Here is a 14,299-nt window from a genome sequence, read left to right as displayed (position 1 = left end):
CGCTGCCGGGCGGACGGGAAGTGTCGGACAGGCCCTAGGGCGTGTCCGCAAAGTCTCGCCTGCCCGGCGGCGTCTGGCACGCTCCCCCAAGCTCTTCGAGCAGGGGGACCCCCACGCCGCCGCCCGGCCCGCCCTTCGGGTGGACGACGCGACTTTGCGGACACGCCCCAGGGGCGGTCCGGCCGGGACCTCGCCGCTGCGCTCCCGCTGCCCCGGACGGGGTGGCGGGGGCGCAGCGGGTCGTGCCTTCAGCTCTTCACCGTGCGGGCGGTGATGTCGCCGTGGGCGGTGGTCGCGTGGATCGTCAGGCCGGGGGTGGCGCCCGAGTTCGTGAGCGAGTTGCTGATCCGGCCGAGGGTGGTGCCGGCGTCCAGGGCGGCGGAGACCCCGGGAGCGGCGCCGACGGTGATGTCCCCCAGCTGCGTGCTCAGCGTGAGCGTGCCGCGTGCGGCCTCGCTGACGGTCAGGTCGCCCTTCTGGGTGCTGATCTCGGCGGGGCCGTGCAGCCGGCCGACGGAGATGTCGGCGTCGAGGCCGGTCAGGCGGACGCTGTCGGCCTCGTCGAGCTCGACCGAGCCGTGGCCGCCCTCGAAGGTGACCTCGCCGAGCCGTCCCACGCCGCGGAACTCGGCCGCGGCCGCCTTGGCCTCGACCCGGGAGCCGGCCGGGAGCTGCACGGTGACCTCGACGGACCCGGACGGGCCGAGGCCCCGGTTCCTGGCCCCGGGGATCTCCACGCGCAGGACGCCGTCGGCGTAGGAGACCTCGGTCTGCTCGGCCGCCTTCACGTCGCGGCCCTTGGAGGCGTCGGCGGGCAGGACCTCGACGGTGGTGTCGGCGCGGTCGGCGGCGATGAAGCGGATGTGTCCCGCGGGGATGTCGATGATCGCGGAGACGGGGGCGGTGGTGTCGAACTTCTGCATGATGCTCTCCATGGTCTGCTTCGCGTGCGTTCCCGGTGTTTCTGACATTGGAAACGCTACGTTGCGTTCGAGGATCGGGCAACATGCTTGTTGCGCAATTCTGTTGTATCCGCAGGTGGATGCCGAGATTTCATTGCAATGACTCTGGCTCTAATGCAATGTCGACTGTTCGTTGTGTTGCAATGATCTGAGCTGAACGCTATGCGGGGAGTGGGCGCCCGGACTTCGCGGGCGCCCGCGTGCACCCGTCAGTCCTTCAGCAGCGCGCAGACGAAGTTCTCCTCGACCGTCCGCAGCCGCTCCAGCAGCGCGGGCTTGTTCGTCTTGTTCACCTGGGTGGTGAGCGTGAAGGTCAGGGACCGCCGGCCGTCCGGCGTGGCGGCGATCAACTGGGTGTATCCGGGGAAGTTGCCGGTGTGGCCGAGGACCACTCCGCAGCGGGTGGAGTAACGGAAGATCGCCTCTCCGGCCTTGTTCCGGCCGGGACCCGCCGGCTCGGAGGCACCGTCGATCCACCGGCGCTGCTCGCGCAGGGTGGCCTTGGAGATCAGCGCCCCGCCCGCGTACCCGCTGATGAAGCGCGTCAGGTCCGCCGGGGTCGAGATGATTCCGCCCGACGCCCACACGCCGGACGCGCTGAGCGCCTCGCTGACGTCCTCCGGGGGATTGGGCGGCGTGACGTCGTACCCGTGCATGTACGGCTCGGGCATCTCGTAGCCCTGCGGGAGGCTCGTGTCCCGCAGGCCGAGCGGCCGGTAGACGAGCCCCCGCAGCAACTGCTCGTAGGGCTGTCCGGTGACCGCCTCGGCCATCAGCGCGACCGCGATGTTGTCCGAGTTCGAGTACTGGTACGTCGACCCCGGCCGGAACAGCAGCGGTTCGTCGGCCACGAAGTCGAGCAGCCGGCGCGAGTCGAAGTGGTGGTGCGGATCGGCGGTGAGGATCCTGATGAACTCGGGGTCCTGCGAGTAGTCGGGCAGCCCGCTGGTGTGGTTCAGGAGCTGGCGCAGCGTCACGGCGCGCCACTGCCGGGGCAGGGACGGCAGTACGCGGCCGATCGTGTCGTCGAGGGAGAGCGCGCGCCGGTCCACCAGACGCAGCGCCACGGCGCCGCTGAACGCCTTCGCCGTGCTCGCGATCCGCGTGTGGTCGTCCGGCCGGATCGGACGTCCGCTGTCCAGGTCGGCGACCCCGGCACGCACGACGCGGGACTCGCCCCCGCGGCGCAGGACGGCGATGACTCCGGGCGGGCCGCCGGGGCTGCGCACCAGTTCTTCGAGCTGCTGCCGCAGCGCGCGGTCGTGGTCCGCGGATCCGGAACCGGAGCCGGAGCCGGCGTCGGCCGGTCCGGACACGGCGCCGGTCAGACAGGCGGCGGCCAGGAGGGCGCCGAGGGACGTACGCAGCCGGGGGCGGCGGGGCAGGGGCATGGGGGTCTCCCGAGTCGGGCGGGGCCAGGGCACGCCCAGCTTCGGCCCCGGGTGATCCGCTCGCCTGCGCCGCTGCTGCATACGGAGGAGCGGGTGACCGGGTGTTGGGCCGTCCGGCCGACCCGGTGCGGAAACCCCGGTCGGGGGAACCGATGAGTTTCCGGTACGGAGGGGGTCCACCCCACCGGAGTGCACCCACGGGACCGCCCCATGGGCTTCGCTCAGGGGTGCGCTTCGAGGGGCCCGTCCCGCGGGACTCGCGAACGGAGACGCCTCGACGGGGCTCGCTCACGGGCGTGTCCCGTGTTCCCGGCGGATCCCCGAACCGGACCAGCAGAGAAATACGCGTTCTGAGGAGAATCGGATGACCGGCCAGACCTTCGACTTCGGGCCGCAGGCCCTCGTCGTGGCGCGCCTCGCTGAGGGTGTCACGGACGCGCAGCTCGACGGGGCGACCCCCTGTCCGCGGTACGCGGTGCACAACCTGCTCGGGCATCTGGCCGGACTGGCCGTCGCCTTCCGCGACGCCGGGCGCAAGGACCTGGGCCCCACGACCGACACGAGCCCCGCCGCGGCCGTGCCCGACATCGAGCCGGGCTGGCGCGAGGCCCTGCCGAAGGCGCTCGACGAACTCGCCGACGCCTGGCGGGACCCGGCCGCCTGGACCGGCATGACCCGGGCGGGCGGAGTGGACCTCCCGGCCGAGGTCGCGGCGGCCGTCGCCGCCGACGAACTGGTCGTGCACGGCTGGGACCTCGCGCGCGCCACCGGCCAGGACTACGCGCCCGACGAGACCGCCCTGCGGGTGACGCACGGGTTTCTCACGGGTGTGGCCGACGACCCGACCCGTGTCGGAGGCATCTTCGGTCCCGTCGTCCCGGTGCCCGACGACGCGCCGCTCCTCGACCGCGTGATCGGGCTCAGTGGCCGTGACCCGGGCTGGACGTCGTAACCGAGGATCCGTTCGCACGAGCACACGCACCTGGTGCCTCCTCCGGCGCGTGCCGCCTCTCCTCCGGTGCCTCACGGGCCGCCCGCCGAGCGGGCGGCCCGTCCGCGTGCTCCGGCACCCCGTCGCGGGAGCGAACGCCCGACGCGCCTCGCCCGGGCGGAGGGATCAGGGGGATCCGGGTTCCTCCGGCACCCCGCGCCGCGCGTCTTCGCAACTTCCTCTGTCGGAAGCGTTGACGAAACACGGTCACGCTCCTACCTTCAACGCGTCGTACTTCGTACGTCATATATGAGACGCGATACACGAGAGCGGGAGCCGGCGTCCACGGCCGGCTTTCCGCTGCCGTGATCCGACACGTGAGACCGGAGAGGCGCGCATGACCTCTGTGCCCACCCCGATCCCGTCCCGCACGCAGTTCGTGCTGGAGGGGATCAAACACCGCATCCTCACCGGGCAGTTGACCCCGGGACAGGCTCTGGTGGAGACCGACCTCGCCGCGCAGTTCGGGGTGTCGAAGACCCCCGTGCGCGAGGCGCTCAAGACCCTGGCCGGTACCGGGCTCGTCGTGATGAACCAGTACAAGGGCGTCACGGTGCGCATGGTGGACGCGGACATGGCGCGCGAGGTGTACGACGTACGGCTGCTCCTCGAACCCGAGGCGCTGCGGCGGGTGGTGCGCCGCAAGGCGTCCCTGGACGACGCCCGTGACGCGCTCACCCGTGCCGACGCCGCCGCCGACACCGCCGAACGGTCCCTGGCCAACCGGGAGTTCCACCGCGCCCTGTACACCCCCTGCGGAAACCCGCTGCTCGGCCGGATGCTCGACGAGGTGCGCGACCAGGCGGCCCTCGTCTCGGCGGTCGCCTGGGCCTCCGACCCCTCCTGGGAGCGGGAGGCGAGCGAGCACCGGGAGATCCTGCGCCTCGCCCTCGACGGCGACGCCGACGCCGCGGCCGCGGCACTGCACGCGCACATCGCCTCGTTCGTACGACGGGCCTTCCCGCAGGGCCAGGAAGAGGACGGACAGGAATGACAGCGACGTTCGAGACCCAGCGGGCGGCACTCGCCGAGGTCGTGGCCATCCCGGTCACACCCTTCGCCGAGGACGGCACGATCGACCGGGACACCCACCGGGCCCTGCTGCGCCGGCTGATCGACGGCGGAGTCCGCACCCTCACCCCCAACGGCAACACCGGCGAGTTCTACGCCCTCACCCCCGAAGAGCGCCGCACCATAACCGAGTTGACCGTCGAGGAGGCGGGCGACCGCGCGGCCGTCCTCGTCGGCGTCGGACACGACCTGCCCACCGCCGTCGCCTCCGCGCGCCACGCATGCTCCCTCGGCGCACCGATGGTGATGGTCCATCAGCCCGTGCACCCCTACGTCTCGGAGGGCGGCTGGGTCGACTACCACCGGGCGATCGCCGAGTCCGTGCCGGAGCTGGGCGTCGTGCCCTACATCCGCAATCCGGCCCTCGCGGGTTCGCGGCTCGCCGAACTCGCCGACGTGTGCCCGAACGTCATCGGCGTGAAGTACGCCGTCCCCGACGCGGCGCGCTTCGCCTCCTTCGCGCGGGACGCCGGCCTCGACCGGTTCGTGTGGGTGGCCGGACTCGCCGAGCCCTACGCCCCCTCGTACTTCTCGGCCGGCGCCACCGGGTTCACCTCGGGCCTGGTGAACGTCGCCCCCGCCGTCTCGCTGAACATGATCGAGGCGCTGCGGTCCGGCGACTACCCGGCCGCGATGAAGGTCTGGGAGCGGATCCGGCGCTTCGAGGAACTGCGCGCCGCCGACGCCTCCGCGAACAACGTCACCGTCGTCAAGGAAGCCCTGTCCTCACTGGGCCTGTGCCGCCGTGACGTGCGCCCGCCGAGCCGGCCGCTGACCGCGAACGAGCGGTCCGAGGTCGCCGCCATAGCCGCCGGATGGTCCCTGTGAAGCGGCCCGAGGAACTCCGAAGCCATCAGTGGTACGGCACCGACGGGCTCCGCTCGTTCAGCCACCGGGCCAGGACCCGGCAGCTCGGCTACCTCCCCGAGGAGCACCTGGGCAAGCCGGTCGTCGCGATCCTCAACACCTGGTCCGACATCAACCCGTGCCATGTGCACCTGCGCGACCGCGCCCAGGCCGTCAAGCGGGGGGTGTGGCAGGCGGGCGGATTCCCGCTCGAATTCCCGGTGTCCACGCTGAGCGAGACGTTCCAGAAGCCGACCCCGATGCTCTACCGCAACCTGCTCGCGATGGAGACCGAGGAGCTGCTGCGGTCGTACCCGGTGGACGGGGCCGTGCTGATGGGCGGCTGCGACAAGACCACGCCCGCGCTGCTCATGGGGGCGGCCTCGGTCGATCTGCCGACCGTCTTCGTGCCCGCCGGGCCCATGCTCCCGGGCCACTGGCGCAACGAGGTCCTCGGCTCCGGCACCGACATGTGGAAGTACTGGGACGACAAACGCGCGGGCCTCATCGGGGACTGCGAGATGGCCGAGCTGGAGAGCGGGCTCGCCCGGTCGCCCGGTCACTGCATGACGATGGGCACCGCGTCCACGCTGACGGCCGCCGCGGAGGCGCTCGGCGTCACCGTCCCCGGCGCCTCCAGCATCCCGGCCGTCGACTCCGGACACGACCGGATGGCGGCCGCGGCGGGACTCAGGATCGTCGAACTCGTCCACAAGGGGCGGACGTTGGGCGACATCCTGACGGCGGAGGCCTTCACGGACGCGGTCACCACGGTGCTCGGCATCGGCGGCTCGACGAACGCCGTGATCCACCTGATCGCCATGGCCGGACGCGCGGGCGTCTCCCTCACCCTGGACGACTTCGACCGGATCGCCCGGACCGTCCCGGTGCTCGCGAACGTCCGGCCCGGCGGACAGAAGTACCTCATGGAGGACTTCCACTTCGCCGGCGGCCTGCCCGGGTTCCTCTCCCGCATCACCGACCTGCTGCACCTGGACCGGCCCACGGTCTCCCACGACACCCTGCGCGAGCAGCTCGCCGGCGCCCGGGTCCACGACGACGACGTCATCCGCACCCGCGACAACCCGGTCGCGGCCGAGGGCGGAGTGGCCGTCCTGCGCGGCAACCTCTGCCCCGACGGCGCCGTCATCAAGCACATCGCCGCCGAGCCGCACCTGCTGAAGCACACCGGTCCCGCGGTCGTCTTCGACGACTACCGCACGATGCAGCGGACCATCGACGACCCGTCGCTCGGCATCACCGCCGACAGCGTCCTCGTGCTGCGGGGCTCCGGCCCCAAGGGCGGCCCGGGCATGCCCGAGTACGGGATGCTGCCCATCCCGGAGCATCTGCTGAAGCAGGGCGTCCGGGACATGGTGCGGATCTCCGACGCCCGGATGAGCGGCACGAGTTACGGCACGTGCGTGCTGCACGTGGCGCCCGAGTCGTACGTCGGCGGCCCGCTCGCCCTCGTACGGAGCGGGGACCTGATCACGCTCGACGTCGCGGCACGCTCGCTCCGGCTCCACGTGGACGACGCTGAGATGGAGCGCAGACGGGCCGCCTGGACCGCGCCGCCCGTCCGGTACGAACGCGGCTACGGCGCGCTCTACAACGACCAGATCACCCAGGCCGACACCGGCTGCGACTTCGCGTTCCTGGCCCGCCCGGGCAAGGTGCCGGACCCCTACGCCGGCTGACGCCCCCACCACCGCACACGGAAGACACCGACCGACCCATGAGGGTGTAGCAAGCGCTTCCTGCACCCGCTGTACCTGCCCCACTGCGAACGGAGAACAGTCATGGCCCAAGCCGCAGCCGTGGCGAAACCGCCCGCGCCACCCCGGCGGCGCCGTGCCTCCGCGACCCCGCGCAGGCTGCCGTATCTGCTCATCGCCCCGGCGGCGCTGCTGATGCTGGGCTTCATCGCCTACCCCGTCATCAGCGTCTTCTACTACAGCCTGCAGAACTACAACCCCACCAAACCGTGGCGCAACGGCTACGCGGGCCTCGACAACTTCGTGCACGCCTTCACCGACGACCCCCAGTTCTGGGACACGCTGACCTTCAGCGCGAAATGGGTCGTCGTCGAGGTCGGCCTCCAGCTCCTGTTCGGCCTGGCGCTCGCGCTGATCGTCAACCAGACCTTCGTCGGCCGGGCGGCCGGGCGCGCGCTGGTGTTCTCGCCCTGGGCCGTCTCCGGCGTACTGACCTCGGCGATCTGGGTGCTGCTCTACAACTCCCAGACGGGCATCACCCGTTACCTCGCCGACGCGGGCATCGGCTCGTACGGGACGAGCTGGCTCTCGGACACCTCCACCGTCTTCCCGGCGGCCGTGGTCGCCGACCTGTGGCGCGGCGTCCCCTTCTTCGCGATCCTGATCCTCGCCGACCTCCAGTCCGTCTCCAAGGACCTGTACGAGGCCGCCGAGGTCGACGGAGCGAGCCGCCTGCGCCAGTTCCTGCACATCACGCTCCCGCACCTCAAGGACGCCATCGTCCTGTCCACGCTGCTGCGCGCCGTGTGGGAGTTCAACAACGTCGACCTGCTCTACACCCTCACCGGCGGCGGACCCGCCGGCGAGACGACGACCCTCCCGCTCTACATCGCCAACACCAGCGTCGACGCCCACAACTTCGGCTACGCCTCCGCCCTCACCACGGTCGCGTTCGTGATTCTGCTGTTCTGCTCGATCGTCTATCTGCGGCTGAGCAAGTTCGGAGGCGGGGACAAGTGATCACCAAGGACGCCGCGACCATCGCCCCGGCCGCACCCGCCGCCCCGCCCGTCGAGGAACCCCGCCCGCCCGCCGCGAGGAAACGGCGCGCCTGGGACGAGGCCCCGCGCTGGCAGATCTACGTCCCCCTCGGCGGCTATCTCCTCTTCACCCTGATCCCCTTCTACTGGATCCTGCTCTTCGCGCTGCGCCCCGCCGGGTCCACCTCCCTCGTGCCCTGGCCCATGACGCTGGACCACTTCGACAAGGTGTGGACCGAGCGCAGCTTCGGGACCTACTTCCAGAACAGTGTGATCATCGCCGTCGCCACCCTGGTGATGACCACGCTCGTCGCGCTCGCCGGCGGCTACGCGCTCGCCCGCTTCGACTTCAGGATCAAACGCGGCTTCATGCTCGCGCTGCTCTGCTCCCAGTTCGTGCCCGGCGCCCTGCTCCTGGTCCCGCTCTTCCAGATCTTCGCCGAGCTCCGGATGATCAACTCGCTGGTCAGCGTGATCATCGCCGAGACCGTCTTCCAGTTGCCGCTGTCGATGATCCTCATCAGCGGCTTCATCCGGAACGTGCCCTACACCCTGGAGGAGGCCGCCTGGGTGGACGGCTGCAACCGCTTCGACGCCTTCCGGATCGTCGTCCTCCCGCTCCTGCGGCCCGGACTGATCGCCGTCGGCTCCTTCGCCTTCGTCCACGCCTGGAACCACTTCCTGTTCGCCCTGATGTTCCTCAGCGACCAGAGCAAGCAGACCATCCCGGTCGGCCTCAACACCCTGATGAGCTCCGACAGCGTCGACCTGGGCGCGCTCGCCGCCGGCGGCATCATCGCCGCCGTCCCCGTGGTCGTCGTCTTCGCCTTCATCCAGAAATGGCTGATCACCGGATTCAGCGCGGGGGCGGTGAAGGGATGACCGCCACCACCCGTCAGGGCCACGACCGGCACCCGGCCGGCACGCCGCTGCCCGTCGTCCTCGCCGGGGCCCGGGGACACGGCCGCTGGCACCTGGACAACATCCGCCGGCTCCAGGACAAGGGCCTGACACGCCTCGTCGGGGTCTGCGAGCTGAACCCGCTCACCGAGGAGGAACTGGACGGCCGGCACGTCGAGCAGTCCCCCGACCTCGGGGCACTCCTCGACTCCACCGGCGCCGCCGTCGCGGTGATCTGCACCCCCATCCCCACCCACACCGACCTCGCGCTGACCGCCGCGCGCAGAGGCGTCCACCTGCTCCTGGAGAAGCCGCCCGCCCCCTCCTACGCCGAGTACCGGCGGATGGCCGACGGCGTCGCGGCGGCCGGAGTCGTCTGCCAGATCGGCTTCCAGTCCCTCGGCTCGCACGCGGTGCCGGCGATCAGGAAGATGATCACCGAGGGCGCCCTCGGCCGGGTCACCGGAATCGGCGGGGCCGGCGCCTGGGTCCGCGACGAGGCCTACTTCCGCCGCGCCCCCTGGGCGGGCAGACGCCAGCTCGACGGAGCCGACGTCGTCGACGGGGTCCTGACGAACCCGCTGGCCCACGCCGTCGCCACGGCCCTCGCGCTCGACGGCTCGACCCGCGCCGAGGACGTCACCGCCATCCGCACCGAACTGCTGCGCGCCAACGACATCGAGTCCGACGACACCTCGTGCGTCCAGGTGACGACCACCGGGGGCCGGATCACCGTCGCCGCCACCCTCTGCGCCGAGAGCCCCGGCGAACCGTACGTGCTGGTGCACGGCACGGGCGGCCGGATCACCTTCTGGTACAAGCAGGACCGGGTGCTCGTGCAGCGCTCCGGACACGGCCCCGAGGAGATCCTGTACGGCCGCACCGACCTGCTGGAGAACCTGGCCGAGCATCTGACCGGCGGCGCGGAACTGCTGGTCCCGCCCGAGTCGACGGGCGCCTTCATGAAGGTCGTCGAGGCCGTCCGGCAGGCCCCCGACCCGGTCGCGCTGCCCCCGGACGCCTGGCGGACGGTCCCCGGCGAACGACGCCGTGTCGTGCCCGGCGTCGACGGATTCGTCGCGGCCGCCGCCGACACCCTCGCCCTCTACTCCGAACTCGGCGCCTCCTGGGCGCGCCCGAAAGAGGTGAGCTCCGGATGAACGACGACTCGACGGCCCTGCGGATCGGTGGCCGCCCCGTCGCGCGCTACGTCACCCGGCCCGCGCTGCCGGCCCGGCTCTCGCCGCGCCCGTACCTGCACCCCGTCACCACCCTGGCCGGCACGGCCGTCACCGAGACCGGTCCGGCCGATCACACCCACCACCTCGGCGTCGGTGTGGCCGTACCCGACGTCGAGGGGCACAACTTCTGGGGCGGACGCACCTACGTCCGCGACCAGGGGCCGACCGAGCTCGACAACCACGGCACCCAGCGGCACACCGGCTTCCGACTGTGCGATCCGGACGGCTTCGTGGCGGAACTGCGCTGGACGGCCGCGGGCACCGAACTGCTGCGGGAACGCCGTACGGTCGCGGCCGTCGCCCTCACCGACAGCGCCTGGGCACTGGACTTCACCTTCTCGCTCACGAACGTCACGGAGCACGGCCTCTCGATCGGCAGCCCCGCCACCAACGGACGGCCGGGCGCGGGCTATGGAGGCTTCTTCTGGCGGGCGCCCAAGGAACGGGACGCCCCGCGCGTGTTCACCGCCGACGCCGAGGGCGAGCAGGCGGCGCACGGGCGCACCGCCAACTGGCTCGCCCTCGCGGGAGCCGGCTGGACGCTCGTCCTCGCCGGGGCGACCGCCGAGACCCGCCGCGACCCGTGGTTCGTCCGCGCCGCCGACTACCCGGGCGTCGGTTCCTCACTCGCCTCCGAGCGGCGGCTCACCGTCGCGGCGGGGGACACGCTCGTACGCCGGGTCGTCACCGTCGTCGCCGACGGCGCCCTCGACCGGACCGGGGCCGCCGCGCTGGTCCGCAAGGCGGTGAGCCCCTGATGGCCCTGCCCTCCGCCGACCTCGGTGACGGCACCTACCGCAACCCGATCCTCGACGCCGACTGGTCCGACCCCGATCCGCTGTGCGTCGGCGACGACTTCTACCTCACCGCCTCCAGCTTCGGCCGCGCCCCCGGCCTGCCGCTGCTGCACTCCCGGGACCTGGTGAACTGGACCCTCGTCGGACACGCTCTCGAACGCCTGGAGCCCGCGGGCGAGTTCAGGAATCCTCAGCCCGACCGCGGTGTGTGGGCGCCCTCGCTGCGCCACCACGACGACCGCTTCTGGATCTTCTGGGGCGACCCCGACCGTGGCATCTTCCAGGTCAACGCCCCGGCGATCAGGGGCCCTTGGACCAGGCCGCACCTGGTGAAGGAGGGCCGGGGGCTCATCGACCCCTGCCCGCTGTGGGACGAGGAGACCGGCGAGGCCTATCTCGTGCACGCCTGGGCCAAGTCCCGTTCGGGAGTGAAGAACCGGCTCACCGGACACCGGATGAGCCCCGACGGAACCGTGCTTCTGGACGAGGGGAAGGTGATCGTCGACGCCGACTTGATCCCCGGCTGGTTCACCCTCGAAGGGCCCAAGGTCCACCGCCACGACGGCTGGTTCTGGATCTTCGCGCCCGCCGGGGGAGTCGAGACCGGCTGGCAGGGCGCCTTCCGGTCGCGCGGCTTCTTCGGGCCCTACGAGGAGCGGGTGGTGCTGGAACAGGGGAGCACCCGCGTCAACGGCCCGCACCAGGGCGGCTGGGTGCGCACGGCGGCGGGCGAGGACTGGTTCGTGCACTTCCAGCAGCGCGGGGCCTACGGGCGGGTGGTCCACCTCCAGCCGATGCGCTGGGGTACGGACGGCTGGCCGGTGCTCGGCGACCGGGGCGCCCCCGTGCCCGTACACCGCAAGCCGGACCTGCCGGCCCAGCCGCCGTCCGCGCCCGCCACCGACGACGACTTCCCCGGCGGCCGTTTCGGGCGCCAGTGGCAGTGGACCGCCAACCCCCGGGACGGCTGGGCCACCCAGCACTCCGGCGACGGACTGCGGCTGACCTGTGTCCGTACGGCGGACGCCCACGACCTGCGCCGACTCCCGCACGTCCTCACCCAGCGGATGCCCGGCGCGGCGGCCACCGTCCAGGTCGACCTGCGTCTCGACAGCGAGGAGCCCGGAGCGCGGGCCGGACTCGTGGTGCTCGGGGACGCGTTCGGCTGGATCGGCCTCCAGCGCGATCCGTGCGGATCCGTGCGGTTCGTGCACCGGTTCGCCGAGACCGCGGCCGTCGGGGCGCCCGTCGTGCGCACGGGGGCGCGCGAGGGCGAGCGCGAGGCCGCTCCGGGGAGCCCCGCTCCCGAGGGCCGGGCCCGGCTGTGGATCGAGATCGGCGCGGGAGCCCGCTGTCGCTTCTCGTACGACGTCGGCGCCGGCCGGCAGCCCTCGGGGCAGGTCTTCGCCGCGACCGGCCGGCGCTGGACCGGCGCCCTGCTGGGCCTGTTCGCGCTCGCGCCGCCCGGCTCGGGGCACGCGGGGGCCGCCACCTTCACGCGCTTCCGAGTCACCCCGGCCCGCTGAGGGCCACCGTCCGCCGTTCGTCAGCAGTCACCAGCCTTCACCAGTCGTCACCAGCGTTCGTCAGCCGTTCGTCCGCCTGTTGGGAGCCGCAATGTCGCACCTCCGTAGCAAGCGCTTGCCGGATGTGGAGGGAAGGGCGCGTCCCTTCCGCGAGCAGCCGGGTGCCGATCTCCGAGGACACCGCACCGACCCCACCACCCCGTTGGATCCGGAAGAAGAGAGCCGACCGATGAAGATCAGCCCACTCGGACACAGCCCACTCGGGAACAGCCCACTCGGGAACGGTTCACCGGCGACCGGGACGAGAAGGTCCCGGGTCCCCGGTGCCCGGCGTGCCGCCGTGGCCGTCGCCCTCGGATCCGTGCTCGCGCTGACCGTCACCGCCTGTGGCGACGACGGCAGCGGCAGCGCGGGCGACAAGGGCACCGAGGGCTCCGGCAAGGGCGAGATCACCTTCTGGGACAGCAACGGCGGTGTCCGCACCGACATCTGGAAGCAGATCATCGCCGACTTCGAGAAGAAGTACCCGGACATCAAGGTCAACTACGTCGGCATCCCGGCGGCGAGCGCGCAGTCCAAGTACGACACCGCGATCCAGGGCGGCGGCCTGCCCGACGTCGGAGGCGTGGGCACCGCCATGCTCGCCGAGGTCGCCGTGCAGGGGGCCCTCGAACCGCTGGACAGCCGGATCGAGAAGGGCGCGCTGAACGGAAAGCTGAGCCAGAACCTGCTCGACGTCAGCCGGTCGGCGGGCGGCGGCGACACGCTGTACCAGGTGCCGACCTCCGCCAACAACGGCACGCTCTGGTACCGCACCGATCTGTTCAAGGCGGCGGGCCTGGACGCGCCGACCTCCTGGTCGAAGTTCTACGACGCCGCCTCCAAGCTCACGGACGAGGGCAAGAACAAGTTCGGCTTCACCATCCGCGGCGGCGAGGGCTCCATCGCCCCGGCGCTGGACGCGGCGTACGGCCAGAGCGGCATCACCTCGTTCTGGGACGGCGACAAGACCACCGTCAACGACCCGAAGAACGTGGCGGCCCTGGAGAAGTACGTCGCCCTCTACAAGAAGGCGACTCCGTCCGCCGACGTCAACAACGACTTCACCAAGATGGTCGCGCAGTGGGACAGCGGCACCATCGGCATGCTGAGCCACAACCTCGGCTCCTACCAGGACCACGTGAAGGCGCTGGGCGCCGGCAAGTTCCGCGGCATCCCGAACCCCACCCTGGACGACGGCACACGGGTGCAGGTCTCCAACCCGGTCGACGGGCTGAGCCTGTTCAAGTCGGGCAAGAACAAGGCGGCCGCCTGGAAGTTCATCGAGTTCGCCGTCTCGGCGCAGGAGAACTCCAAGTTCAACGAGTCCGCGGGCCAGGTGCCGGCGAACACGGACGCCGCCAAGGACGCCTGGATCCAGCAGGCAGAGCCGACCAAGCTGGCCGCCGAGGCGCTCAACGGTGCCGGCACCAAGATCGTGCAGCTTCCCTACTACCTGCCCGACTGGAACACGATCTCCAAGGCCGACAACGAGCCCGGCTTCCAGAAGGTGCTGCTCGGCAAGATGAGCGTGAAGGACTTCCTGGACACGCTGGCCGACCAGCTCAACACGGCGCAGGCCGACTGGAAGGCCCACCACTAGTCCGACGCGCCGCCCTCGGGGCCCGGGGGGGGGGGCCCCCCCCCCCCCCCCCCCCCCCCCCCCCCCCCCCCTCTCCCCCCCCCCCCCATCCCCCCCCCCCCCCCCCCCCCCCCCCTCACCCCCCCCCCCCCCCCCCCCACCACCCCCCCCCCCCCCAAACCCCCCGTCCCACAT

12 protein-coding genes are annotated in these 14,299 nt (G+C 71.8%); 10 read left to right on the top strand and 2 right to left on the bottom strand.

Going from position 1 to position 14,299, the window contains the following annotated elements; genetic code table 11:
* Positions 1–248: 248 nt before the first annotated feature.
* Both ACZ4TO_RS09145 and ACZ4TO_RS09140 read right to left on the bottom strand, forming a co-directional pair.
* Positions 249–923 carry a DUF4097 family beta strand repeat-containing protein gene (locus ACZ4TO_RS09145; protein WP_468023861.1) on the bottom strand — a complete coding sequence of 225 codons (675 nt, stop codon included), beginning with the start codon at positions 921–923 and terminating at the stop codon, positions 249–251.
* Between the two features lie 248 nt (positions 924–1,171).
* Positions 1,172–2,353, bottom strand: coding sequence for a serine hydrolase domain-containing protein (locus tag ACZ4TO_RS09140; protein WP_468023860.1), 1,182 nt, complete (start codon positions 2,351–2,353; stop codon positions 1,172–1,174).
* A 364-nt stretch (positions 2,354–2,717) separates the two neighbouring features.
* Here ACZ4TO_RS09140 and ACZ4TO_RS09135 point away from each other — a divergent pair, with 364 nt between their 5' ends.
* The 10 genes from ACZ4TO_RS09135 (at position 2,718) to ACZ4TO_RS09090 (ending at position 14,125) form a co-directional block, all read left to right on the top strand.
* A complete protein-coding gene (locus ACZ4TO_RS09135) occupies positions 2,718–3,305 on the top strand; it encodes a TIGR03086 family metal-binding protein (protein WP_468023859.1) in 588 nt (195 codons plus the stop codon).
* A gap of 376 nt (positions 3,306–3,681) precedes the next feature.
* On the top strand, positions 3,682–4,338 hold the full coding sequence (locus ACZ4TO_RS09130; RefSeq protein ID WP_382794451.1) for a GntR family transcriptional regulator: 657 nt from the start codon (positions 3,682–3,684) through the stop codon (positions 4,336–4,338).
* Positions 4,335–5,243 carry a dihydrodipicolinate synthase family protein gene (locus tag ACZ4TO_RS09125; protein ID WP_468023858.1) on the top strand — a complete coding sequence of 303 codons (909 nt, stop codon included), beginning with the start codon at positions 4,335–4,337 and terminating at the stop codon, positions 5,241–5,243. Before ACZ4TO_RS09130 ends, ACZ4TO_RS09125 begins: the two co-directional genes overlap by 4 nt.
* Positions 5,231–6,961, top strand: coding sequence for an L-arabinonate dehydratase (gene araD / locus ACZ4TO_RS09120; RefSeq protein WP_468023857.1), 1,731 nt, complete (start codon positions 5,231–5,233; stop codon positions 6,959–6,961). Before ACZ4TO_RS09125 ends, araD begins: the two co-directional genes overlap by 13 nt.
* Before the next feature lie 102 nt (positions 6,962–7,063).
* The gene (locus ACZ4TO_RS09115) at positions 7,064–7,999 is read left to right on the top strand and encodes a carbohydrate ABC transporter permease (RefSeq protein WP_385049493.1); all 936 of its coding nucleotides are present in this window, start codon (positions 7,064–7,066) and stop codon (positions 7,997–7,999) included.
* Complete coding sequence (locus ACZ4TO_RS09110; protein ID WP_382794463.1) at positions 7,996–8,901, top strand: carbohydrate ABC transporter permease; 906 nt, start codon at positions 7,996–7,998, stop codon at positions 8,899–8,901. Before ACZ4TO_RS09115 ends, ACZ4TO_RS09110 begins: the two co-directional genes overlap by 4 nt.
* The gene (locus ACZ4TO_RS09105) at positions 8,898–10,079 is read left to right on the top strand and encodes a Gfo/Idh/MocA family protein (protein WP_468023856.1); all 1,182 of its coding nucleotides are present in this window, start codon (positions 8,898–8,900) and stop codon (positions 10,077–10,079) included. The genes ACZ4TO_RS09110 and ACZ4TO_RS09105 overlap by 4 nt, the downstream gene beginning before the upstream one ends.
* Positions 10,076–10,918: a DUF6807 domain-containing protein gene (locus tag ACZ4TO_RS09100; protein ID WP_468023855.1), complete on the top strand. Its 843-nt coding sequence runs from the start codon at positions 10,076–10,078 to the stop codon at positions 10,916–10,918. The genes ACZ4TO_RS09105 and ACZ4TO_RS09100 overlap by 4 nt, the downstream gene beginning before the upstream one ends.
* Entirely contained in the window at positions 10,918–12,483 is a 1,566-nt protein-coding gene (locus ACZ4TO_RS09095) for a glycoside hydrolase family 43 protein (RefSeq protein ID WP_468023854.1), read from the top strand. Before ACZ4TO_RS09100 ends, ACZ4TO_RS09095 begins: the two co-directional genes overlap by 1 nt.
* A 340-nt stretch (positions 12,484–12,823) precedes the next feature.
* Positions 12,824–14,125, top strand: a complete 1,302-nt coding sequence (locus ACZ4TO_RS09090) for an ABC transporter substrate-binding protein (RefSeq protein ID WP_468023853.1) — start codon at positions 12,824–12,826, stop codon at positions 14,123–14,125.
* Positions 14,126–14,299: the final 174 nt, after the last annotated feature.

It is taken from the genome of Streptomyces sp. NPDC028298, assembly GCF_055565895.1.
The sequence above is the reverse complement of the archived record's forward strand: the minus strand, read 5'-3'. Positions and strand labels throughout refer to the sequence as shown.